The 23,050-nt window shown below is 53.3% G+C and carries 21 protein-coding genes; 10 read left to right on the plus strand and 11 right to left on the minus strand.

Annotated elements, in window-relative coordinates:
• Positions 1-41: 41 nt before the first annotated feature.
• From B5F35_RS12945 to B5F35_RS12955, 3 genes are all read left to right on the plus strand, one after another.
• The gene (locus B5F35_RS12945) at positions 42-704 is read left to right on the plus strand and encodes a redox-sensing transcriptional repressor Rex (RefSeq protein WP_087241609.1); all 663 of its coding nucleotides are present in this window, start codon (positions 42-44) and stop codon (positions 702-704) included.
• Positions 705-850: 146 nt separating this feature from the next.
• Complete coding sequence (locus tag B5F35_RS12950) at positions 851-1,429, plus strand: LemA family protein (protein WP_087241648.1); 579 nt, start codon at positions 851-853, stop codon at positions 1,427-1,429.
• 21 nt (positions 1,430-1,450) lie between these two features.
• Positions 1,451-3,397: a DUF2207 domain-containing protein gene (locus B5F35_RS12955; RefSeq protein WP_087241610.1), complete on the plus strand. Its 1,947-nt coding sequence runs from the start codon at positions 1,451-1,453 to the stop codon at positions 3,395-3,397.
• A 66-nt stretch (positions 3,398-3,463) separates the two neighbouring features.
• Here B5F35_RS12955 and B5F35_RS12960 read toward each other — a convergent pair whose 3' ends face one another.
• Positions 3,464-4,270, minus strand: coding sequence for a peptidylprolyl isomerase (locus tag B5F35_RS12960; protein WP_087241612.1), 807 nt, complete (start codon positions 4,268-4,270; stop codon positions 3,464-3,466).
• A gap of 180 nt (positions 4,271-4,450) precedes the next feature.
• Between B5F35_RS12960 and B5F35_RS12965 the strand changes: the two genes are divergently transcribed.
• From B5F35_RS12965 to B5F35_RS18910, 5 genes are all read left to right on the plus strand, one after another.
• Positions 4,451-5,407, plus strand: coding sequence for a S1 RNA-binding domain-containing protein (locus tag B5F35_RS12965; RefSeq protein WP_087241614.1), 957 nt, complete (start codon positions 4,451-4,453; stop codon positions 5,405-5,407).
• Positions 5,408-5,564: 157 nt separating this feature from the next.
• Positions 5,565-8,219, plus strand: a complete 2,655-nt coding sequence (mgtA, locus tag B5F35_RS12970; RefSeq protein ID WP_087241616.1) for a magnesium-translocating P-type ATPase — start codon at positions 5,565-5,567, stop codon at positions 8,217-8,219.
• Positions 8,220-8,233: 14 nt separating this feature from the next.
• Positions 8,234-8,725, plus strand: coding sequence for a winged helix-turn-helix domain-containing protein (locus B5F35_RS12975; RefSeq protein ID WP_087241618.1), 492 nt, complete (start codon positions 8,234-8,236; stop codon positions 8,723-8,725).
• A gap of 291 nt (positions 8,726-9,016) precedes the next feature.
• Positions 9,017-11,767, plus strand: coding sequence for a magnesium-translocating P-type ATPase (gene mgtA, locus B5F35_RS12980; protein ID WP_087241620.1), 2,751 nt, complete (start codon positions 9,017-9,019; stop codon positions 11,765-11,767).
• Positions 11,768-11,782: 15 nt separating this feature from the next.
• A complete protein-coding gene (locus B5F35_RS18910) occupies positions 11,783-11,941 on the plus strand; it encodes a hypothetical protein (RefSeq protein ID WP_087241622.1) in 159 nt (52 codons plus the stop codon).
• Positions 11,942-11,985: 44 nt separating this feature from the next.
• On the opposite strand, the gene B5F35_RS12990 is transcribed toward B5F35_RS18910, so the two are convergent.
• The 3 genes from B5F35_RS12990 to B5F35_RS13000 are packed head-to-tail and all read right to left on the minus strand — an operon-like array spanning position 11,986 to position 14,206.
• Entirely contained in the window at positions 11,986-12,684 is a 699-nt protein-coding gene (locus B5F35_RS12990) for a hypothetical protein (protein ID WP_087241624.1), read from the minus strand.
• A gap of 3 nt (positions 12,685-12,687) precedes the next feature.
• Positions 12,688-13,734 (minus strand): ATP--guanido phosphotransferase, encoded by a 1,047-nt coding sequence (locus B5F35_RS12995; protein ID WP_162611423.1) that lies wholly within the window; start codon positions 13,732-13,734, stop codon positions 12,688-12,690.
• A complete protein-coding gene (locus tag B5F35_RS13000; RefSeq protein ID WP_087241628.1) occupies positions 13,727-14,206 on the minus strand; it encodes a UvrB/UvrC motif-containing protein in 480 nt (159 codons plus the stop codon). Before B5F35_RS13000 ends, B5F35_RS12995 begins: the two co-directional genes overlap by 8 nt.
• Positions 14,207-14,411: 205 nt before the next feature.
• Between B5F35_RS13000 and B5F35_RS13005 the strand changes: the two genes are divergently transcribed.
• Entirely contained in the window at positions 14,412-14,612 is a 201-nt protein-coding gene (locus B5F35_RS13005) for a hypothetical protein (protein WP_087241630.1), read from the plus strand.
• Positions 14,613-14,740: 128 nt separating this feature from the next.
• On the opposite strand, the gene B5F35_RS13010 is transcribed toward B5F35_RS13005, so the two are convergent.
• The 7 genes from B5F35_RS13010 to pgeF form a co-directional block, all read right to left on the minus strand.
• Positions 14,741-14,995 carry a TIGR03905 family TSCPD domain-containing protein gene (locus tag B5F35_RS13010; protein WP_087241632.1) on the minus strand — a complete coding sequence of 85 codons (255 nt, stop codon included), beginning with the start codon at positions 14,993-14,995 and terminating at the stop codon, positions 14,741-14,743.
• Between the two features lie 148 nt (positions 14,996-15,143).
• Positions 15,144-15,950, minus strand: a complete 807-nt coding sequence (locus tag B5F35_RS13015) for an ABC transporter permease subunit (protein WP_087241634.1) — start codon at positions 15,948-15,950, stop codon at positions 15,144-15,146.
• On the minus strand, positions 15,947-16,858 hold the full coding sequence (locus B5F35_RS13020; RefSeq protein ID WP_087241636.1) for an ABC transporter ATP-binding protein: 912 nt from the start codon (positions 16,856-16,858) through the stop codon (positions 15,947-15,949). The genes B5F35_RS13015 and B5F35_RS13020 overlap by 4 nt, the downstream gene beginning before the upstream one ends.
• An 87-nt stretch (positions 16,859-16,945) precedes the next feature.
• Complete coding sequence (locus B5F35_RS13025) at positions 16,946-17,899, minus strand: alpha/beta fold hydrolase (protein ID WP_162611424.1); 954 nt, start codon at positions 17,897-17,899, stop codon at positions 16,946-16,948.
• 253 nt (positions 17,900-18,152) lie between these two features.
• Positions 18,153-18,836, minus strand: coding sequence for a PAQR family membrane homeostasis protein TrhA (gene trhA / locus B5F35_RS13030; protein WP_087241639.1), 684 nt, complete (start codon positions 18,834-18,836; stop codon positions 18,153-18,155).
• Positions 18,837-18,976: 140 nt separating this feature from the next.
• Positions 18,977-19,870, minus strand: coding sequence for a radical SAM protein (locus B5F35_RS13035; RefSeq protein WP_087241640.1), 894 nt, complete (start codon positions 19,868-19,870; stop codon positions 18,977-18,979).
• Positions 19,860-20,717, minus strand: coding sequence for a peptidoglycan editing factor PgeF (pgeF, locus tag B5F35_RS13040; protein WP_242969520.1), 858 nt, complete (start codon positions 20,715-20,717; stop codon positions 19,860-19,862). Before pgeF ends, B5F35_RS13035 begins: the two co-directional genes overlap by 11 nt.
• Positions 20,718-21,192: 475 nt before the next feature.
• Here pgeF and B5F35_RS13045 point away from each other — a divergent pair.
• Positions 21,193-23,050 (plus strand): GH25 family lysozyme (locus B5F35_RS13045; protein ID WP_087241642.1); only part of this gene is annotated, 1,858 nt, incomplete at its 3' end.

Below are 23,050 nucleotides of genomic sequence, written 5' to 3' on the forward strand. Positions count from 1 at the left end.
TTCCTGTGCCTCTGACCGATAATGAGGAGGTCATTTAATCAATGCCAAAACGTGAAAATATTTCCATGTCCGTCATACGCCGCCTTCCGCGCTACCATCGTTTTCTGAGCCACCTGCGCGAAAAAGGCGTCACTCGGATTTCCTCCACGGAGCTCTCCGCAAAGCTTGGCCTGACAGCCTCGCAGATTCGCCAGGATCTCAACTGCTTCGGCGGCTTCGGGCAGCAGGGATATGGATATATTGTCGATCAGCTCTGCGAAGAGATTGGAGGAATCCTTGGCCTTCGCAACCAGTATAAAGCAATCCTCATCGGCGCGGGAAATCTGGGGCAGGCTATTGCCTCCCATATGAGCTTTACTGACGATGGCTTCTCCCTGGTGGGTATCTTTGACAGCTCACCATTTAAAATTGGAAACCGAATCAATGGAATTGAAATTTTGGATATGGAAAAGCTCGACTCCTTCTGTGCCCGCGAAAAGCCTGTGATGGCGGTTCTGTGTGTTCCGCGGGAAGCCGTCAGTGAGCTGAGTGACCATCTGTGTCAGCTTGGAATCCGCAGCTTCTGGAATTTCAGCCATTATGATATTGCTGTGAAGCATCCCGATGCCATTGTGGAAAATGTACACCTGAATGATAGTTTGATGACGCTTTGCTATCAAATTCATAATGCGTCACATCAGACCGTACAGGCTGAAAAAGAATAAAAAACAGAGGCGTTCGTCCCGGCAAAATAAGCCCGGCGAACGCCTCTTTACCTTTTGTACCATTTTGTGATACAATAGGAGCAATGCTTATGGGTTCTCTCCTGTTTTCCGGGAGTGTTCCCTGCCATTTGAAAGGAGTCGTTTCCATGCCAACTGCCATTCTGACTACTGTGATTGTCCTGGTTGCCGTTATTCTGCTCATTGTTGTGGGGACCATTATCTGGTTTATCTCCAGCCACAACAAACTGGTTAAGCTTTCCGCCCGCGTAGACAACAGCTGGGCCCAGATTGATGTACAGCTCAAGCAGCGTTTCGATCTGATCCCCAACCTTCTGGAAACAGTGAAAGGATTTGCTGCCCATGAAAAAAGCCTTTTGGAGGATGTGACAAAGTGGCGCAGTGCGGCTATGAACGCCGGAAACCGTCAGGAAACCATCCAGAGCAACGAACGCCTGGGGCAGGCAGTTTCCAACTTGCTTGTCAGTGTAGAGCGCTATCCCGAGGTCCGCTCCAACACGAATTTCCTGGAACTTCAATCTACACTTTCCGAGCTGGAAAAGAAAATTGCCATTTCCCGCCAATTCTACAACGACACTGTGATGCGCTACAACGAAACCATCCGGCAAATGCCTACAAGCCTTGTGGCGAGTATGTTTCATTTTGAGACGAAGGAATATTTTCAGGTATACGACAACGAGCGCAGCGTCCCTCAGGTGAAATTCTGATTCCGGCTTTTGGAGGTTTATATGAAATTACATCGAGGCAGACTCTTAGCCTGTATCCTGCTTTTCCTTCCGATCCTGCTCCTTTCCGGGTGCGACTCCTATACGGGAGATGCGGATCAGCTCCTGCGCTCCGTTTCCATCCAGGCACAGCTCTTGGAAAACGGAAACATGCAGGTTACGGAGCGGTGGGACATTTCCCTTTACGATCGTGACAAAAGCTACAGCAACCTGTTTAAATCCTTCCCCTACTCCTCGGAACAGCAAATCACGGATTTTTCTGTCACGGACAATGACACCGGCCTTACTTATTCTTTTGAAGGCGAATTTTCTTCCCTTTATGAGCTGAGTGAAACACCGGAAACCTGCTATCTGATCGCAAACGGTCAGGGAACAGAACTGGGGTGGTTCATGCCTCCCGTTGATGAGGGAGACGCCAGCTTCACGCTCTCTTACACCGTTACCAATGCGGTGGAACGTTATGCGGATGTCGGCGTTCTGTATCATGGATTTATTGGCAAACGGTTTTCCATTCCCATCACACAGTTCACCGCTGAGATTCTTTTGCCGGAAGGTGCGAATCAGCAGGATCTTCGCGGATGGATGCATTGTACCGCGGAAAGCTGGCTGAGCATTGACTCCGCCAACCATATTACGCTGACCGCTTCGGAAATCCCGGCGGAAACCAATGTGGAAACCCGGATTTGCGCCCCTGCTTCCCTGTTCCCGAACGCGCAGCGCACCAGCAGTGAAACCGCACTGGAGAAAATTTCCCAGGAAGAACAGCAGTGGGCAGACGAGTGGGAAGCTCAGAAGGAGCGGGAACGTTTCCTTGCGCTCGTGTCTGCCATTGCCGCCATAGTTATCACGGCGGCCGGTATCGTGTTCGGTATTCTGTGCAGAGTGCTCAAACGGCGGCATAAGGTGGAGGAACCGGATTACTATCGTGAAATTCCTGCCGGTTCCAGCCCCGGCAGCGCGGGGGCCTTGTTCTACTATTATGATGGTGGAATCCAAAGTGGCGAAGCACGAAATCATGTCGCTGCGGCCACAATGATGAGCCTGGCCCGCAAGAAATGGATTACTTTTGAGGAAAACCCCGCCGGACAGCAAACCAAAAAAAAGGACGATGATCTGCTGATCCGCATCGAAAATGGCTCTATCCCGCTGACGCCGAGCGAAAACAGCTTTTATCAGCTGTTGTCCCGCGCGGCGGAACAGCAGGACGGCTGCTTGACACTTCAGGATTTTGAGCGCTATGCCAAAAAGCATGCGCAAAGCTATCAAAATCAGATGAATGCCTTTGTCAACGCAGCCGACAACGAAATTGCGCCGAAGGGATATTTTGAAAAGGAACTTCTCCTTGTCAATGCCGTACGCATTATTTCTATCCTTGCTCTTCTTATGAGCGTTGTGCTGTTCTTCGCCACAACGGGACATATGGCTGTTTTCTGCGCCGGTCTTTTGGTGGGAGGACTTTTCGCTCTCATTCTCTCGTGTGGGAAAACCCGTTTGAGTGTACAGGGAGAAACCGACCTTGGCATATGGCACGGACTTCAGCGCTTCCTGCTGGATTTCTCCAACATGAAGGAATACGGCGTTTTTCAGCTTCCCCTCTGGGAGGAATACCTGGTGTACGCCGCCATGATGGGGATCTCGGATGAGGTTTCCGAACAGCTCCGAAAGGCCTATCCACAGGTCTGGACTTCGAGCGAACAGGATCCGAATTTCTTCCCCAGAACCTCTTATCTTTACTGGATGTACAGGCCGCATTATCGTCATCGCGCCCACTTCTCCTTTGCTGACCAGCTCTCCCGCACAGTGGATAACGCGGGGAAAGCCGCACAAAATGCAATCAATGCTGTCAGCGGAAAGGGCGGTTCGCGCAGCGGCGGCAGCGGTTTTGGAGGCGGAGGCTTCGGTGGAGGCGGCGGAGGCTTTGGCTCCGGCGGAGGCGGAGGTGCACGCTGAAACCCTAAAAAAGTGGTGTCCGAAGGAACATTCCCTTCGGACACCACTTTTTCTTTTCCTGCAATATCAGCCCTCGTAGGTCTGAACCTCGGCCTTTTCGATCACAACATCCTCCACAGGCTTATCGCTGTCATCGGTCTGCACTGCGGCGATAGCATCTACAACATCCATCCCCTCGAACACCTGGCCAAACACGGTATGGCCGCGTCCTGGAATGGAATACGCGCCATCCAGAGACGGGTTGCCGCCGTTTTCCTCATACAGCTTTTTGACCTCATCGCTGATGCGGCTCATATCCGGCATACTGCCGTACTGCTGCACAAACATCGTCTTATAAGTATCATCCAGCTGCTCGTAAGCTTCCTTGTACGCCTCCGAATTCTGCTCATAATACTCCCAGCCTGAGAAATCGGAAGCATCTCCCTGGTTGATAAAGAACTGGCTGCCGTTTGTATTCGGTCCGCTGTTCGCCATCGCCAGAGAACCTCGGATGTTCAGAAGATTCTCGTTGAACTCGTCCTCAAACGGTTCTCCCCAGATGCTTTCGCCTCCGGTACCGTCTCCATTGGGATCGCCGCCTTGGATCATGAACCCATCAATCACACGATGGAAGGTCAAACCGTCGTAATACCCTTCCTTAATATGAGTGGTGAAGTTTTCGACCGCTTTGGGAGCAGCTTCCGGGAAAAGACGGATCTTGATGGTTCCCATATTGGTGGTCAGTACAGCGATTTCTTCTCCCGCCGCAGGGGGATCCAGCTGATATCCCGCATTGGAAGAGCCGCCTTTTTGCTGGCAGCCGGAAAAGGACAGCGCGCAGGTCAGGAGCGCACCCGCCAAAAGGGCGGAAACAAATCTTTTCAAAGTTTTCATCGGTGGTTTCCTTTCCTTATTCTGTGTTTCCCGCCGTTAAGCAACCGCGGGACCTTTTTATTGTAGTACACATCGGTTCAGGATGCAAGCAAAAACCATTCGCTGCGGCTGATGATTTTCGTCATGCCCCCTCTTTCCCTCGCATATAGATGAACGGAAGAGAAAAAGGAGGGCTGTCAAATGAACACCTATTACCCGGAAGGCTGGAAAATGGATACACCGGAAAACCGTGCGGCAATGCAGAGCTCCTCCGCTTTACAGGCCGCCTGGAGCGAGGGCCGGATCCTGGAAGCAAGAGCCCTGCTGTGCGACAGCGCCCACAATCTGGTGGTGGATCTCGGCTGCATGAAAGGATTAATTCCCCGAGAGGAAGGCGCCATTGGGATTCGGGAGGGAACCGCGCGCGATATTGCCATCATTTCCCGGGTAAACCGCCCGGTTTGCTTTTTGATCCAGGGCTTTTTCAAAGATGAAGCCGGTACAACCACCGCGCTGCTTTCCCGGCGCGCCGCACAGGAGGAGTGCCGGCGGATGCGCCTGAACCATCTGGTACCGGGAGACGTGATTCCTGCCCGTGTCACCCACCTGGAATCCTTCGGCGCTTTTGCGGACGTGGGATGCGGTGTAGTCGCACTTCTCCCGATCGATGCCATTTCGGTTTCCCGGATCGATCATCCCCGTGAGCGCCTGGCTCCCGGTATGGATATCCGCACGATAGTGCGCTCTGTGGAAGGGACTCGGATCACCCTGACGCACAAGGAACTGCTCGGCACCTGGGCGGAAAACGCCGCTCAATTCCATGCAGGAGAAACCGTGGCGGGCATGATCCGCAGTGTGGAGCCTTACGGCGTATTCGTGGAGCTCAGTCCCAATCTGGCCGGGCTTGCGGAAAGCCATGAGGGGGCGGCGGCTGGATTGCAGGCCAGCGTATACATCAAAAGTATTCTTCCCGCACGGATGAAGGTCAAACTAATTATCATTGACACCTTCCGGTATCCCACTCAGCCTTCCACTCCCCATTATTTTTTCCAGGGAGACCACATGGATCGATTTCTCTATTCTCCTCCGGAATGCGGAAAGCTCGTTGTTACCGACTTTACCATTCCCCCTATTTCCGGCGCGGCCCGAAAGCTGTAATTCCAGGCTGTTCCCTCCTTCGTGCGGGAACAGCCTTTTCTCTTGCGGCCTTTTCCCGGATATAGTACAATGATGAAACAAGCTGCCGCATATGTGAGCTTTCGACGGGCGGTTTTGTCTTTCAAACCGCTGTCCGGAAGTAGAAATGAGGGATTGCATGAATTCGACCAAAGCATCTCAAACATCCCGCGAACGAATTCTCCGCTGTGCCCGGCTCAGTCCGGAACAGCTTGGAGCAGCGCTTGGCATCTCCATAGATGGGCTAACCACCGAACAGGCCGAGCAGCAGCGCAAGCAACAGGAAAAAAATGAGACCGGAGAAAGACGCCGTTCCGTTTTTTCTCTGCTGTTTCATGCGTTTTTTACTCCTTTTTCCGTTGTCCTGCTGGTTTTGACTGTGATCTCTTTTCTGACAGATGTTCTCCTCACCTCCAATTTCAGCCGTAGCTTCACCACACCAGTCATTATGCTGGGAACATTGCTTGCAGGAGGGATTCTGAGGCTGATCCAGGAAATCCGAACCAGGCGGATCTCCGATCCTTTGACCCGGCCCTCTCATACCTGTGTTTGGGTTCGGCGGGACGGAGATTGGAAAAGGCTGGACTTTTCGTTTCTGGTTGTCGGTGATAGGGTCCGTCTGTCCGCCGGAGAACGTGTTCCCGTTGATCTGCGGATTGTGGAAGCCCACAACTTGTTTGTCTCCCAATCTGCTCTGACGGGAGAAAGTGCTGTTCTGCGCAAAACAGCGGATCCTCTTTTCTCCCCTCCCGCACGCCTTTCTTCTTGCCGGAATATGGTCTATGACGGTTCCGTTGTAACCGGAGGCAGCGGAGAAGGAATTGTACTGGCTGTGGGAAAGGACACCGTATATGGCGCACTCTCTCCACAGAACGCACCACGCAAAACCGGATTTGAGCAGGGCGCCAATTCCATCGCTTGGGTTCTGATCCGCTTTATGCTTTTTCTGGTTCCCGTTGTATTTGCCGCAAGCGGTCTGGCACGGGGAGACTGGCTTTCCGCCCTTCTGTTTTCTCTTTCCGTTGCGGTCGGCCTGATGCCGGAGCTGCTGCCTGCGGTGACGGCGGCCTGTCTCGCCAAAGGAAGCCATGCCATGGGAAAAGAACAAACGGTGGTAAAAAATATCAACGCCATGCAGACGTTTGGCAGCATGGATGTTCTGTGTGTGGACAAGACCGGTACTTTGACCGGAAACACCCTCCTGCTGGAATACTACACCGATTTGCTGGGAAACGAGAGCGAAAAAGTTTTGGAATATGCTGTGCTCAACAGCTTTTTTCACACAGGTGCAAACAGCGACCTGGATCAGGCTGTTTTGCGTTTCCTGGACATGCCCCAAAAAGGCTCTCGATTGCGGGAGCTGACAAACACCTGGCAAAAGACAGAGGAGCACCCCTTTGATTACGAACGCCGTTTTGTCAGCGTACTTCTTTCCCAGGGGCAGGAACAGCTGCTGATCGTGAAAGGAAGTATTCATGAAGTTGCCGCGCGCTGCCGCTACACCGAATATCGCGGTGAAGTGCGGGAAATGGAGGCTGGTGCACTTTCAAGCATTCATGCTGTCACCGATGAAATGACGGAGGATGGTATGAAGGTGCTGGCAGTAGCCTATAAGCGCTGCACCGCCTGTTCTTTGACGGACGAGGAAGAAAACGGCCTGACCCTCCTTGGCTATCTGGCCTTTTTCGACGCGCCGAAGCAAAGCGCGGCGGCCGCTCTGCGCCAGCTTCAGGAGCTCCATGTACCAGTCAAACTTCTCACCGGAGATCAGGCGGAAGCGGCCGTTTCCGTCTGCCGCCGTCTGGGAATTCCCACGGATGAAATTCTCACTGGCTCCGAACTGGACGCGCTCTCCCCCAACGATCTGCCGATCCGTGTGGAAAAAAGCACGGTATTTGCGGAACTTTCTCCCGGACAAAAAGCGTCGGTTGTCTCAATACTGCGCGAAAACGGCCACACAACAGGTTTTCTGGGCGACGGAGTAAACGACCTCCCTGCTGTCGCGGCCGCGGATGTGGGAATCTCTGTGGATACCGCCGCGGAATCTCTCAAAGAATGTGCGGACGTGGTCCTCCTCAAAAAAGATCTTCATGTGCTTGCTCATGGCATTTTGGAAGGGCGGCGTGCCTTTGTCAATATGGCAAAATACATCCGCATCACCGCTTCCTCAAACTTCGGCAATATCTGCTCCATTGTGCTGGCCAGTGTCCTGCTTCCCTTTTTTCCCATGACCGCCGCACAGCTTCTTCTTTTAAATCTTCTCTATGACACACTCTGCCTGATTCTGCCATGGGACAATGTGGACAAGGAATTGCTGCACCGCCCGCTGGAATGGTCCGGCCGGACGCTGGGACGCTTCATGCGGGTATTTGGGCCGGTCAGCTCACTGTTTGATTTTCTCACCTTTGCCATTTTGTATTTCCTGCTATGCCCTTTGCTCTGCGGCGGCACGTTTTTTTCCCTTTCCAGCGCAAGACAGGCTCAATTCATTTCCATCTTCCAGACAGGCTGGTTTTTGGAATCCATGTGGACCCAGGTGCTGATTTTGCAGCTTCTTCGTACCCAGCGTCTGCCCTTTGTGCAGAGTCGCGCCGCACGTCCTGTTCTGCTCGTCACCGCAGTGGGAATTCTCCTTTTTACCCTGCTTCCCTTTACACCCATCGGAGGGCTTCTTGGCCTGACGGCCCTGCCCCCTGTGTATTTCCTGTGTCTTGTGGGAATTGTTGCACTGTATCTGCTTCTGGTTTCCCTGGTAAAAATGCTGTATCTGCGCCGGTTCCATGATTTATTCTGAGAGGAGGAAGCTCTGTGAAAAAGAACATTGGTTTTGCCGGAATCAGCTTCCCCCTTCTCCGCTGGCTGACAGAAAAGCTCAAGGCGGCTCCGCCCGATCTGCCCGATGCGCCGGATCTGCTGGAGGGATTGAACGCCCTCGCCTCCGGGCAGTCGGATTCCCTCATTGTGGAAATGGCGGATCATTCGGATTTTTCTCCTCCGGAAACGGAAATCCGCTGCGGCGAACTCACAATCTCTCCCCGTTCCAGGCGAGTGACGCGCGGCACAGAGGAAATCAGCCTGACGCCCAAGGAATTCGACATTCTGCTCTTTCTTGCCCGGAACCGCGGGGAGGTCTTTACAAAGGAACAGATTTACCAGGCGGTCTGGGAAGGCGGCTATCTGCTGGATGACAGCAATATTATGGCGTTTATCCGAAAACTGAGAAAAAAGATCGAACCAAACCCCGATGCTCCCGAATACATTCTCACCATTTGGGGAATCGGTTATAAATTTAAAGAATGATTGCAAAACGCAAGGAAATCGCAAGGTTTTGACCATGTGAATTTCCCTGCGTTTTTTCTATACTATCCACAAGGGACAACGGTTTCGTACACCTGTGCGGCCGTGTCTCTCTTCGGCACGTCTGCAAAACATGACAAAGAAAGGGAAGGTGAGAGAAAATGGACGCTGACGGTACTATCCGAAGTAAACGACGGAAGCTTCATGGCAGCGAGACGGTCAAGACACCCTCAATCTGCTTCTCTTGCCATATCCTGCTTCCTGTCACTCCAAAATGGACAGGAGGAATTGCCGATGCAAACAAACAAAAAGCAAACCACAGCGCAAGCCGCATACAAGCGGGAGCGCGACGAGCGGCTGACCTTTGCCGCAACACATCCGGCGGGCGAGGTCCTGCAGGAGCTGCATACCACTTTGATTGGACTGGAAGAATCCGAGGTGGAGGCATCCCGCGAAAGAGAGGGCTGCAATAAAGTCACAAGAGAAAAGCGCAAGACCTTGCTGCAGCGTCTGGCCGGCGCTTTTGTCAATCCCTTCACAGTGGTTCTGCTCTGTCTGGCTCTGGTTTCCACAGCCACCGACATGATCTTTCCCGCTTTCTCGCTGTTCGGCAGTGTTCCGGAGGATTTTGACTGCCTTACTGTTGTCATTATCGTTACGATGGTGTTTCTCTCCGGCCTGCTTCGCTTTGTGCAGGAGACACGCAGCGGAAGCGCGGCAGAACGGCTGCTCTCGATGATTACCACCACCTGCACTGTCACCAGAAAGCCGGAAGGAAAACAGGAAATTCCTCTGGATGAAGCGGTTGTGGGAGACATCGTCCATCTTTCAGCCGGAGACATGATTCCAGCCGATGTGCGGATCCTGGACGCCAAGGATCTGTTTGTCAACCAGTCCAGCCTGACCGGGGAAAGCGAGCCTGTGGAAAAGACGGCGGAGCTCTGCACAGAAACAGGCAGCGTGACGGAATACGGAAACATCGCTTTTCTTGGCAGCAGCGTTATTTCCGGCAGCGCAACCGCTGTCGTCGCGGCTGTCGGAGATCGGACACTGTTCGGCGCGATGGCGGCGGCCGCTGCGGGGGAACCGGTGGAAACCAGCTTCACCAAGGGGGTCAATGCGGTTTCCTGGGTGCTGATCCGCTTCATGATGGTGATGGTCCCGCTGGTGTTCGTTCTCAATGGCCTGACAAAAGGCGACTGGCTTTCCGCCTTTCTCTTCGGTATTTCCATCGCCGTTGGCCTGACGCCGGAAATGCTCCCTATGATCGTCACAACCTGCCTGGCCAAGGGAGCTGTGGCGATGAGCAAAAAGCGTACCATCGTAAAAAACCTGAACTCCATTCAGAATTTCGGCGCAATGGACATTTTGTGCACGGACAAAACCGGTACACTCACACAGGACCGGGTTGTGCTTGAATATCATTTGAATGTGGACGGTGAGGACGATCTGCGTGTTCTGCGCCACGCCTATCTGAACAGCTATTTCCAGACAGGATACCGGAATCTGATGGATCTTGCCATCATTCGCAAGACGGAGGAGGAAGAAGATTCCGATCCCCGTCTCACGGATCTGTCTGAGCACTATGTAAAAATCGACGAGATTCCATTCGACTTTACCCGCCGCCGTCTGACCACCGTAGTACAGGACAAAAGCGGAAAAACGCAGATGGTGACAAAGGGTGCGGTGGAGGAAATGCTGAATATCTGCTCCTGGGCAGAGCGTGGAGGTGAAATCCACCTTCTGACGCAGGAACTTCGCGAAGAGATTCTGCGCACCGTGGATGGCTTGAACGACAAAGGGTTCCGCGTCCTGGCCGTTGCACAGAAAAGCAACCCCTCCCCTGCCGATTCGTTCGGCGTGCAGGACGAAGCGGATATGGTGCTGATCGGCTACCTTGCCTTTCTGGATCCGCCCAAGGAATCCACTGCGGCAGCACTGTGCGCCCTGCGTGACCACGGCGTAACGGCCAAGCTTCTGACTGGCGACAACGAAAAAGTAACGCGTACCGTCTGCCAGCAGGTGGGTCTGAAGGTGACAAACATGCTGCTTGGCTCCGATCTGGAGCGCATGAGCGACAACGAGCTGAAAAAGGCGGTGGAACGCACCGACGTCTTTGCCAAGCTGACGCCTGACCAGAAATCCCGCATTGTCTCGGCTCTGCGTGAAAACGGGCATACCGTCGGCTTCCTGGGAGACGGCATCAACGATGCTGCCGCCATGAAATCAGCGGATATTGGTATCTCCGTTGACACCGCTGTGGATGTGGCGAAGGAATCCGCCGACGTGGTGCTGCTGGAAAAGGATTTGATGGTGCTGGAACAGGGAATCGTGGAAGGCCGCAAAACCTATGCCAACATGATCAAATACATCAAAATGACAGCCTCCTCCAATTTCGGCAACATGTTTTCCGTGCTGGCAGCGGCGGCTCTTCTCCCCTTCCTTCCGATGATGAGCCTGCATCTGATTTTTCTCAACCTGATTTATGATCTGAGCTGCACGGCGATCCCGTGGGACAACGTGGATGAGGAATTCATCGCGCGGCCCCGGAAATGGGATGCTTCTTCCATCGGCAGCTTCATGATTTGGCTTGGGCCAACCAGCTCCATCTTTGATTTTACCACCTTCCTGTTTCTGTATTTTGTATTCTGCCCGCTTTTTGTTTCCCATGGTGTACTGTTCCACGATTTGGCGCTTCACTTCTCGGGCGCACAGCTGGAACAGATGCAGGGTACTTACATTGCTATGTTCCAGGCAGGATGGTTTGTGGAATCCATGTGGAGCCAGACGCTGGTGATCCACATGATTCGCACACCGAAACTGCCGTTTTTGCAGAGCCGTGCCTCCCTGCCTGTCTGCCTGCTCTCTCTGGCCGGGTGTATTTTCCTGACGATCATCCCCTTCACAGGGCTTGGCTCGATGCTTGGCTTTGTAGCTCTGCCCGCCGCCTATTTTGCCTACATGATCCCTTGCATTCTGCTTTATATGCTGTTGGCTACCAGTATAAAAAAGGCCTATGTTCGTCATTACGGGGAATTGCTTTAAGAAGGAGTGTGTGATATGAACTGGAATAATCTGTGGATGCAGCTGTTCGGTGTTACGGAGCTTTGGGGAATCAGCATGAGCTTTTGGATCGCGCTGAGTGTCGTCGCGCTTCTTGTGGTTGCGATGAATGTGATATTCTGGAGCCTGAAACCAAAGGTAAAAATCAAAAAGTAAGAAAAAACCGCTTCCTCCTGGAAGCGGTTTTTTCTGTTCCCGAATCAATAAAGCGGGGATTCTTCGCGGACGGGCTCTTTTTGCTGTTCCAGTTTGCGGATATTCGCGTTCAGCAGTTCCTGAAACAGATCGTTCGTACACAGTTTTCCGGCGCTGTCGCGATATTTTACCGGTGTAAACCAGGCATTTTTCCGCTGCTCCCGCAGGAAGCGAAGCGCCTCCTCCCGTCCCGACTGCTTCTCCACCGCCTCGGCTGCTTTTACATAATTCATGGCATTGTGAGGCTCCAGACGGCAGGCCGCCATATAATGAGAATGAGCGTCTCTGACGTCTCCCAGGATCAGCTCTGCCTGCGCCATATCCCGCAAAAGATCGGCGCGCACCGCCGCCGCACGATCAAACTTCAAACCGTTCTGCTCTGCCACGCCGGAAGGCAAAGCCTGCCACGGCGGCCCTTGCAGATACCGTGCGGCAAATTCCACATTCTGTCTGCGATACCCACTCCCCAGCCAGGCGCACGCTTTAGCGGAAAGATAAAGTGCCTGCGGGCTGTCCGAGGATTCGCACAGCTCCAGAATTTTTTTCAGCGTCTTACTGCGGCTTCCCAGAGAAGAAAAAAGATCGGCGGCTTCCTGTTCCAGCTCCGTCTGGTGCGGAATCTCCGCTCCCAAAACGGAAAACAGAGCAGCAGCCAACTCCAGTTTTCGGTCCATCGGAGGTGTTTTCTGTATCTGAAACGGCATTCGTTAACTCTCCTTTCCCTTTTCCCCTTTCCAAAGAACACGCACCAGATCGGCGCGCGCCGCGTCACGCTCTGCCGCTGTCATGGAACGGCCCGTGAGAAGTGTCAGCGTGGCAGGCTGTGCCCGCATCATCAGTGGGGCCATGGCGTCCATAGCAGGCCCGGCGGGGAACATCTGCTGGGCGATGCCCAGACGCACATTGGAGAAACACTCCATAAATTCACCCAGGGGCAAAATACGTGCATGCTGTAAAACGCCGAGACACCGGAAAATACGATCCTGGCTTTCCAGCGGCTGGCACAGGGTTTTCCGTGCCGCACGCTCCTGCATCACTACCTGATAAGCCATACTCTTGAGATTAAACGTGGCCTCCTGCTCCGAAATGCCGAGTGTCACCCGGTTGGAAAGACGGTACAGCTCCGCACCGGACTCAGCTCCCACCCCTTCTCTCAGGCTTAGACCAAGCTGGGCAAGACCGGACGCGACACGGGAAAGGGAACCGGCGCGGGCCAGACCCGGCAGATGCATCGTCAGCTCCGCGTGCATACCGGTGCCCAGGTTTGCCGGATCCGCAGTCAGGTAGCCGAATTCCCGATCAAACGCAAACGGCAGCACACGGCTCAGGACGCTTTCCAGCGTATCCGCCGCGGAACCGGCTCCGTCGAGATCCAGTCCGGGGCGCATCGCGGACAGCAACAGATGATCGCCCCCGTTCACAGCGATGGAAATGCTTTCATCCTCACTGCACAGCAGTGCTTTTCCCTCACACTTTGCGATAAACTCCGGGGACACGACGCCGCGCTCCGCCAAAGAAACCGCCTGTGTTTTGGTCAGCTCCTCCATAAGAGTACAGGAAAACAGGCCCGCGATGGACAAATGCTCATCCTGCACAGCGGAAATCACCGTGCGCAGAACCGCCTTCCGCTCCGCCGCACGCATTCTCCAGACAAAGGGATGATCCTTGAGATTGCGGGCTACACTGACCCGGGTGCTTACGATGACGTCAGAATCGTCGCCCGCGTATTCATACCATTTTTTCTTGTCACTCATGCCCGCCTGCCTCCAATGCCCGAATTTCATCGCGGAGCACGGCCGCGTCCTCAAACTTCTCCGCGTCAATCGCCTCTTTGAGCTGACGGCGCTTCACCAGAAGCAGCCCCTTCTCCGCCGGTTCCTCGGCGCGCGGGAGATTTCCGCCCGGCGCCTTTCCTCTGTGATGCGCGCTTCCGTGAATCCGCTGCACCACAGGAACCAAACGATCGTAAAAGGTGTGATAGCATTCAGGGCATCCAACGCGGCCTGAGCGGACAATATCCTCCCAAGAAGCGCCGCAGCGGCAGCGCTCCTCCGATTCCGGCTGAAATCCGAGAATTCCAAGACCTCGCCCAAGCTCCGCAAACAGATTTCCGTAACCAAGACGGCGCGCACACTCTGCGCAGATGGAAAATTCCGCAAGCTCGCCGTTTGTAATTGTTTTGACGTGGGTAATTGCGGGATGCTTCCCGCAGGCCTGACACATCATGGCAACCGTTCCTCCTTTCGCGCTTCGCCTCATGGGCGACACGCTCTCTTTCTCCTTCTATGGTATTGGAGCGACAGCCCCTCTATTCTTCTCATAAGATAGTTTTCCTTCCCAGAAGAAGCGGCAGGCGGAAAAAAGGGAGTCACACATTTTCGATCTCCGAAATACTATATACCATACCAAACATTCAAGGAGGTCAACACTTATGTACAACAACTTCTTAGGTAACTGCGGCGGCAACTCCTGGGTCATCATCCTCATCCTCATCCTGCTCTTCTGCGGCTGCGGAAACAACAACAGCAACGGCTGCTGCTGTGGCTGCAACTGCTGCTGCAACAACGGCGGCAACAACAACAGCTGCGGCTGCGGCTGTGACTGTGGCTGCAACAACAGCTGCGGCTGCTAAACTGCATAAGAGCTTCTCCGGCGGGCGGCCCACAGCCGCCCGCATGATGTGACCGGGAAAGCAGAACAGGGACTGCTGCGGAACAATCGTTTTGCAGCAGTCCCTGTTTTTTTCAATCAGACAGCCGGTCAGGCTCTCTGCGCCATCGCCTCGCGCAAAGCACGGGACAGCTGATCGGGGCAGGACGTCGGACGCGGCCCGCAGGTAATTCCCTCGCAGCGCCGGATCACCTCGTCCACCTTCATTCCTGACACCAGGGAAGAAATTCCCTTTGTATTTCCATTGCAGCCGCCCACAAACTGAACCGAACGAACCACATCCCCATCCAGATCCACAACAATCTGGCGAGAGCAGGTCCCCTTCGTCTGGTAAGTATACTGCATCCTTTTCACCTCCGCGAAAACGGACAAGCAGCCGGCATTCCGGCACTGCTGTCCTGAGAATAAGCCGGAACCTCCGGCCAGAGTTCTTCTGCTGCAAAGACTCTTCGTTTTATTATAATACAGATTTCCCTGAATATCAAATTTTTTCTCACACTCGAAGCAGCTTTTCCGGTGTGAAGGAACGGGAAGCCACAGAGATAAGAACAGCGTCCACGATTGCGACCACCAAAAAAGTTACAAACAGCAAAAAGGGCCCCAGGGTAAAAAGACCGGTAAACTGTCCAACAAAAAGCAGAACAATTGGGAGAACCAGATAACCGGAGGTCTGCATCGCTTCCATAGAGCTTTTACTGCGGCCTGAAATCAGCACCATGAAGGTAACACCCAGCAATGTCACAGAGGGTGCGAGCAAAAAGACAAGCACCGCCCAGCTCCCATTAAAGTAAAAAGGCATGGAAAACAGGATGCTGCCCGTAATCATCACAGCAGAAAACGCAGCAAGCGAAACAGCCTCCGCGATCAGAGAAAGCAAGGTGCATGCCGCCACCTTCGCGCGGAAAATCCGCCGCAGAGAAACAGGCGCCAGCAAAAGCGTTTCCATCGTGCTGTTTTCCCTCTCTCCCACAAAGCTGCAGGCCGCCGAGGCCGTAGAAACCATCAGGGGAATCATCAGGAAAAACATCGGCCCCAGAAACTGCGCAATCATGTAGACCATAAGCTGCTTTACATTCAGCCCTTGTTCTCCGGCAGGCAGCAGTGCGGCAATTTCCTCTGTCCCGTTCAACTGCTCAGGCGGGGCTATCCAGGCAAGCACCAAATAAAAAGCAGGCAGAACAAAGCAGAGCAGCGTGGGAACCAGAATGACCGTAAGGCGGATCATTTTTGTCTGCCAGATATTTTGCAGATCCTTTCGGATAATTGCTTTCTCCTGTGGTGTGAAAAGCTGCTTTTTCATTGCTCCGTCCTCCCTTCGCTCTGTCCGATGAAGCTAAAATACACATCCTCCAGCGTTGGCGTTTCGATGCGCGCTTCATACACACATCGTCCCTCTCCCACAACCTTACGCAGAAGGCCGGGCATTTCCTCCTGAGACTCCAGCGGGCGGCGGAACCAACCGTCTTTCTGTTCCAAGCCTGGCAGCTCCTCTCCCGCAACCAGGCGGAATGACGCATAGCTTTGACAGCCTGCCAGCTTTGCCAGATGGGACAAATCGCCTTTTGCCAGCAAAAAGCCATGATCAAGAATACCATAACTGTCGCACAGATCCTGTGCATAGCGCAGCTGATGGGTACACAAAAACACAGTAACGCCTTCCTGCCCTGCCTGTTCACTGATCAGAGCGTTTACCGCCTGCGCGGATTCCGGATCCAGCCCGCTGGTAGGCTCATCCAGAAACAACACCTTTGGTCTCCCCAAAAGTGCGCGCGCCAGGGACAGTCTCTGTGCCATACCGGTGGAATATTTTCCAGCAGGCAGCTTTTCTGAATCGCTCAGATCCAGCTTTTTCAGAAGCTCCCTGGCACGCTCCACAGCCAGCGCATGCGCCATCCCGCACAGCTTGCCGAAAAAAATCAGATTATCCAGGCCGCTGAGCTGCGGATACATGCAGGCGCTTTCGGTCATAACACCGCATAGGGCATGCACCTTTTCCGCATCACTGCGCGGTGAAAGGCCAAAAATGGAACACTCTCCCTCTGTCGGTGTCAGAAGCCCGGTGAGCAGCTTCACCGTTGTCGTTTTTCCCGCACCATTCGGCCCTAAAAAACCAAATACGCTTCCCTGCGGCAGAGAAAGAGAAAGTCCGTCCAGGGCCTTCTTCTCTCCAAATGTTCTGGAAAGCCCCTGCGCATAAATAGCGTCCATCCGCTTCTCCTCCCATTCCCCCTGTAAAAAAGAAGTTTCCTTTCCTACAGAGGGTCTTTGATTCTGTCCTAAACAGTAGCACCATCGCTATTCCTTGTCAAGACGCAAAAAATGCTTTTCCAGATAAGAAAGAAGATCCCGATATACTTCATCACGATTTGTCTCCGTGATCAAGGCATGGCGTGCGCCGGGATATAAAATCATTTCCGCATCGTGACCTGTTTCCTGCAAACGGGTCAGCAGCCGCCGGATTCCCTTGCCAAAATCGCCAAGCGGGTCCTGATCCCCGGAGATGAGGAGAACCGGCAGGGTTTTCGGCAGACGGCGAAGCCAGTCATCTGACGTCACTTCTGATTGCAGGTAAACAACGTCCCGATATCCGGAAACCGTGAAATCAAATCCGCAGAGCGGATCCGCCACATAGCGATCCACTTCAGCCTCATCCCGCGTCACCCAGTCACTGGGGGTTCGGTTTGGTGCAAACGCTTTGTTAAAGCGCTCTATCGACATACGGGAAAACAGTGGATGGTGCGATTTTGCTCCGAATTTATCGACCATCCGATCCGCCAGCTTTCTCTCCGCTGCAAACACCATACGGTTTTGCGGACCGCAGGTACCCATGAACACAGCAGCTGTCAGCTCATTTCCAAACTGCGCCGCATAAGACCTCGCCAAAAAGGATCCCATACTGTGCCCCATGAGAAAATAGGGTGCCTTGGGATACTCCGCATGCATCAGGCTGTACAGCTTGTGCATATCCCGCACAAGATTCTGTGCGCCGCCTTCTCCAAAGTAACCGAATGCGCCGCCCTTTGAAACGGATTTTCCGTGCCCCAAATGATCGTTTATGGCCACGGCAAAACCAGCGCGAGCCATGTAGTTGGCAAAATCCAGATACAGTAAACTGTGCTCTGCCATCCCATGGGCAATTTGCAGCACACCACGCGTGTGAAGCTTGTCTGCCGGTTCCACGACCCGCACAAAAATCCGCTCATCGCATGCGCAGGAGTCGAAAGAAATCTCTTTCATGAGCAACTCCACACAGCTCCCCTCCTTGCACTTGTTTCTTGTTTTTATTATACGAGCAATCCGCATGATAAGCTTGACAAAATTGTAAATTTTTCATGAAAGAAGCCTGTGTTGATCCCTTCTTCCCACACAAAGACGCAAAAAAGCGCAGCTGCCCAAACAAAAAGCAGCTGCGCTCGTGTCAAAAATGTCTTTTCGGCTGTAAATTTCTTCCTTGTGTTGTGTAACGTTCACCGGAGCTGAGACGTTTTCTTGTTGGAGCTGATTACCCACAAATGCGGTAGACAACCAGGTAATGAAAAATGCTTCCCGCTGTGCAGAACACATGCCACAGCGCATGCATATAGGGAACTGTCCGTCCAATTCCATAAATAACGGCGCCGACAGTGTACAAAACACCGCCTGTCACCAAAAGGATAAGCGAAACGGAGTCAATCCCCTGCAGCAGAGCCGGCAGGAAGAAAAGTACACACCAGCCCATGGCCAGATAGCAGACCATGGAAATCACCCGGAACCTGCGCATATTCACCGCATTAAGGACAATCCCCATCACAGCCGCCGTCCAGACAATTCCAACAAGCAGCCAGCCTGTATTCCCTCCGATGCAAAGAAGAGAGATCGGTGTATAGGTACCCGCAATCAAAAGGTATATGGTACAGTGATCCAGCACCTGAAAAACCTTTTTTGTCCGGCTCACTGCCAAAGAGTGGTACAGCGTGGATACCAGATACAGCAGAAACATGGTGGCGCTGTAAATGCCCGCACTGACCAGCGAAAGCAAATCGCTTTGCGTATGCACCAAGAGAAGTCCTGCACCAACCGCAGCTAAAGCGGCACCCAGGCCATGAGTAATGGCGTTGGCAATCTCCTCTCCCAGAGTATATCTCGGCAAAGAGAGAAGCTTGCGGCGCTTTTCTCTCCAAACAGCATTTCGGCTCACCAGTTCCATCTCCCGTTCATCCTTTCTTGCCCGACACAGAATCATCTCCAGTTACGACAAATTGTTGTCAAAAACAAGGAGATTTATTCTTGTTTGCGATATTTAGTATTGAATACTATGTATAAGGATAAACGAAAGCATTCCATTTGTCAAGAAGGAAGCCCCTCCAAATTAAAGGGAGGAATAAAATCTTTGACAGCGGAGGATCTCTCCTGGACAAAACCGTCCAAATTCAGAGAAAACAGAAGATTCTGCACTTTCTCATATTCCCTCCTGGTAATTCTTCTGTTGATCTCCGGAAAAAGTGAAGCGCGCCCGCACGGAACATATTGCGCCATCAGGCTGACCAGTACACTGCCCGCTGGAAGCTGGGACAGCCAGGAAAGCACCTCCGATGTACTGCGCGTATTGGATGGAAGAACCAAATGCCGTACGATGGTTCCCTTTTGCATCATTCCTGCTTCATCCAATACAGGCGGGCCTGTTTGGCGAAGCATTTCCAGAATAGCGGCTTTCGCTGCCTCGGGATAATTTTCCGCGCCGGAATACCGAAGAGAAAGCGTGGGAGACACATATTTGAGATCCGGAAGATAAATATCAATCAGACCTTCCAGACTGCGCAGCGTTTCTACGCGATCGTAGCCTCCCGAATTGTAGACAACAGGGACGGACGGGCGGCGCAGACGCAGAGCCTGTGCGATGGCAGGGGCAAAATGTGTGGGGTTGACCAGGTTGATGTTGTGAGCCCCTTGCTCTTCCAATCGAAGAAACACCTCCGACAATTCTTCCGGATCAAGACATTTCCCCACTTCCCGCCGTGTGCTGATTTGCTCATTCTGGCAAAACACACAGCCCAGCGAACATCCGGTAAAAAACACAGCTCCGGAGCCCCGCGTCCCACTCAGGCACGGCTCCTCCCAAAAATGAAGGGCGGCACGGGCCACAACAGCATCCGCACCCATTTTGCAAAATCCCTCTCCCTCTTGGGCAGTGCGGGGGGCACCGCACAGGCGCGGACAAAGCCGGCAAGCTTTAATCTCCATTTTCTTCCTCCTTGGAAAGCACGCGGAGAAACGCAGCCAAACCGCCGCGCCGGCCTCCTGTTGCACGATGTGACCACAAAAGACGGCTGTTGCACTGGGTACAGATCCCCGCTGTGGTGATATGCTCCGGCAAAACGCCGGCCTGAATCAGAATCCGACGGTTCGCCTCCCACAAATCCAGCCTGTATTTTTCTCTGGGCGCACGATAGAAGAAGGAATCCGGATCCAGCGCCTCCTGCACCGCAAATTCCTGCCGCACGGCTTCATCCACCTCGTAGCAGCATGCGCCGATCGAAGGGCCAATCGCTACCAGCAGCTCCTCCGGACGCGTTCCGAACTCCACTGCCATACGCCGCACCATGCAGGCTCCCATTCCGGCCACTGTGCCCCGCCAGCCGGAGTGTCCCAATCCGACCGCCCGATGGATGGGGTCTGCGAAAAAAAGCGGCGTGCAGTCCGCATAGTACGTCACCAGAGTGACCGATGGATCATCTGTAATTAATCCGTCCACACTTTCCCGATCCCTTGGCCGTGTGATTCCCACACCACGTTCTGCCGCTGATACACGCCGTACCACCGTATGGTGATCCTGGGCGGAAGCCGTCAGGCTTTCGAACGGAAAACCTGCGGCTGCGCAAAAACGCCGGTAGTTTTCCTCCACTGTTTCCCGCGGATCCCCGCGTCCAAAACTTAGATTCATGGAAGAAAATTCACCGCTGCTGATGCCTCCAAGACGGGTCGAAAACGCATGGTGCAGAAAGGACAGCCTTTCAAATGCTGGAAACGTCAGCCAGCCGACGGAATCCTTCTCCTGATAATTCATCTCGCCTATCGGTATCTGCTTCATGGACATGCCTCCCTTATCTCCCGGACACCCTTCCGCCTGCCGGCGAAAACAGTATCTCTGCCGTTTTATTGTATCACAGGCATTCTCAGAAAAAAGCTGCGGGGAATTTGTTCACAAAAATATTACAATTTTCTTTTTTGGGATTCTTCCCCCACCTGACTTCGGTTTTTTCCCTCTTTTGGGCGGCTCTCTCCCCCTTCACTTTCTCTGGGTATTGTCCTTCTCCTGTTTTATCCTTATCAGGAAATGATTTCTAATTTACACATGCGCTCTAAACTTGACATAATCAGCCAAATCCCATATAATCGAAACTGTACTTTTTGCCGGATCAGCGGGAATTTTCTTAGAAAAAAGGCTAGGAAACGTCTTCGCTGTATTCTGCAAATTTCCGCCAGGACGAAAGACTCTGCCGCATCTTAAAAAACGGCGTGTCTTTCCCACATGTTTATCCCAACGAATGGAGGATCTTGCTCTCATGCCAAAGAAACTGCTCTCTCTCTTTCTCACGTTGATACTTGTGATAGGGATCTCGGTTCCGGTCCCGGTATCGGCCGACTCCAGCTTTTCCCTCAACCAAACCATGATGGCACTTCGTCCCGGCGAGACCGGCCTTTTGACCGCCATCTCCGGCAGCGGAACTGTCTCTGTGCAATCCTGGAGCTCCAGCAATCCCAGCGTTGCGACAGTCAGCGGCGGGCGCGTGCAGGCAATCAACTACGGTATTTCAACCGTAACCGCTTATCTGGCGGATGGAAGCTATGCCAGCTGTCAGGTCCATGTTGCCCTGATGGGAATTGATGTTTCCTATTATCAGAAAACAATTGACTGGAACGCGGTGGCAAAAAGCGGCCAGGTTGATTTCGCCATCATCCGCACAGGCTACGGCGGCGAAGACTGGACCAATCAGGTGGACACCTGCTTTGAACAGAATTACGCGGGAGCGGTAGCCAACAACATTCCCGTCGGCGTGTATCACTTCAGCTACGCCACTACTCCGGAAATGGCAAAAAAGGAAGCGGAATTCTGTCTTTATATTTTGAATAACCGTAAGCTGGATTATCCTGTCTTTTACGACATTGAAACTTCGGCTCATCGCAACATGGATGTTGCAACCATGACAAGTATTGTGGAAACATTTTGCAGCACAATTGCAGCGGCCGGATATACGCCTGCTCTTTACAGCTCTCCTTCCCTGTTCAACGGCAGCCTTTCCAGCCCCACTTTGGATAAGTACGATCACTGGGTCGCCCATTACGGCGTGGATCGTCCCGCTTACTCCAAGCCTTTCACCATCTGGCAGAGCGGTTTCCGTTCTATTCCCGGAATTTCGGGTAATGTGGACGCAAACTACGGCTATAAGGATTATGCCAACAGCGGTGGAAGCAGCAGCGGCGGAAATAGCGGCGGAAACGTTACCCCGGGCGGTGACGACGGATATACGCTGGAATGTGATGTGAGCTCCTACACCTTTGGAAACAACAACACGTATGAGTTCATTGTCAAAACCGACAACCCCCGATACCCAACGGTGCAATCCAACGCGCCTGACGTTGTTTCTGTCGCCTTTTCCGGCGTGACAAACGGCGGTTATCGATTCACACTGACAAAGCAGTCTCCGGGTGACGCGGTGATCACCATCGTGGACGATGTCGGCAATGTCTGCGCCTTTATGGCCACGGTTCCAAACGGATCCACACAGACACCTGTTCAGTGTGATACCAGTTCCTACACCTTCACCGGCTCCTCCAATTCGTACATCTTTAAAGTAACCACACCGAGCAGCATGGCTCCCACGGTTACCTCTTCCAACACATCTGTCGCTACGGTTTCCTACTATGCTGCGACAACAGACGGTTTCCTGTACCAGCTGACGAACAAGGGTGCGGGACAGACTACCATCAATATCCTCGATCAGAATGGCACCTCCCTCTCCTTCCCTGTCACGGGCTACAGTGAATCTTCCTCCGGCGGTTCTTCGGGAGGCTCCTCCGGTGGTTCCTCTTCGGGTGGTTCTTCCGGCGGCACTCTGCCCTGTGATACCTCCTCCTACACCTTTACCACACTCAATTCCTACACCTACAAGGTGACAACGAGCAGCACAACCCCTCCTACTGCTACTTCCTCCAACCCCAGCGCTGTCTCCGTTGCCTACAAAGGCACCTGTGACGGCGGCTACCTCTTCACCATCACCAACCAGGGCGCGGGACAGGCTACTATCACCACTAAGGACGCAGACGGCAGAACCTGCTCTTTCGTCGCTACCGGCAAGGGAACTTCATCCGGCGGTTCCTCCACCGGCACTCTGCCCTGTGACACCTCTGCCTACACCTTTA

The sequence above is a fragment of the Anaeromassilibacillus sp. An200 genome, from assembly GCF_002160025.1.
In the GTDB taxonomy this organism is placed as follows: Bacteria; Bacillota; Clostridia; order Oscillospirales; family Acutalibacteraceae; genus Caccousia; species Caccousia stercoris.

What these genes read in the sequence shown, in the direction of transcription:
- B5F35_RS12945 (WP_087241609.1), top strand. Translation starts at nt 42, where the DNA reads ATGCCAAAACGTGAAAATATTTCCATGTCCGTCATACGCCGCCTTCCG.
- B5F35_RS12950 (WP_087241648.1), top strand. Translation starts at nt 851, where the DNA reads ATGCCAACTGCCATTCTGACTACTGTGATTGTCCTGGTTGCCGTTATT.
- B5F35_RS12955 (WP_087241610.1), top strand. Translation starts at nt 1,451, where the DNA reads ATGAAATTACATCGAGGCAGACTCTTAGCCTGTATCCTGCTTTTCCTT.
- B5F35_RS12960 (WP_087241612.1), bottom strand. Translation starts at nt 4,270, where the DNA reads ATGAAAACTTTGAAAAGATTTGTTTCCGCCCTTTTGGCGGGTGCGCTC.
- B5F35_RS12965 (WP_087241614.1), top strand. Translation starts at nt 4,451, where the DNA reads ATGAACACCTATTACCCGGAAGGCTGGAAAATGGATACACCGGAAAAC.
- mgtA (WP_087241616.1), top strand. Translation starts at nt 5,565, where the DNA reads ATGAATTCGACCAAAGCATCTCAAACATCCCGCGAACGAATTCTCCGC.
- mgtA (WP_087241620.1), top strand. Translation starts at nt 9,017, where the DNA reads ATGCAAACAAACAAAAAGCAAACCACAGCGCAAGCCGCATACAAGCGG.
- B5F35_RS18910 (WP_087241622.1), top strand. Translation starts at nt 11,783, where the DNA reads ATGAACTGGAATAATCTGTGGATGCAGCTGTTCGGTGTTACGGAGCTT.
- B5F35_RS12990 (WP_087241624.1), bottom strand. Translation starts at nt 12,684, where the DNA reads ATGCCGTTTCAGATACAGAAAACACCTCCGATGGACCGAAAACTGGAG.
- B5F35_RS12995 (WP_162611423.1), bottom strand. Translation starts at nt 13,734, where the DNA reads ATGAGTGACAAGAAAAAATGGTATGAATACGCGGGCGACGATTCTGAC.
- B5F35_RS13000 (WP_087241628.1), bottom strand. Translation starts at nt 14,206, where the DNA reads ATGATGTGTCAGGCCTGCGGGAAGCATCCCGCAATTACCCACGTCAAA.
- B5F35_RS13005 (WP_087241630.1), top strand. Translation starts at nt 14,412, where the DNA reads ATGTACAACAACTTCTTAGGTAACTGCGGCGGCAACTCCTGGGTCATC.
- B5F35_RS13010 (WP_087241632.1), bottom strand. Translation starts at nt 14,995, where the DNA reads ATGCAGTATACTTACCAGACGAAGGGGACCTGCTCTCGCCAGATTGTT.
- B5F35_RS13015 (WP_087241634.1), bottom strand. Translation starts at nt 15,950, where the DNA reads ATGAAAAAGCAGCTTTTCACACCACAGGAGAAAGCAATTATCCGAAAG.
- B5F35_RS13020 (WP_087241636.1), bottom strand. Translation starts at nt 16,858, where the DNA reads ATGGACGCTATTTATGCGCAGGGGCTTTCCAGAACATTTGGAGAGAAG.
- trhA (WP_087241639.1), bottom strand. Translation starts at nt 18,836, where the DNA reads ATGGAACTGGTGAGCCGAAATGCTGTTTGGAGAGAAAAGCGCCGCAAG.
- B5F35_RS13035 (WP_087241640.1), bottom strand. Translation starts at nt 19,870, where the DNA reads ATGGAGATTAAAGCTTGCCGGCTTTGTCCGCGCCTGTGCGGTGCCCCC.
- pgeF (WP_242969520.1), bottom strand. Translation starts at nt 20,717, where the DNA reads ATGAAGCAGATACCGATAGGCGAGATGAATTATCAGGAGAAGGATTCC.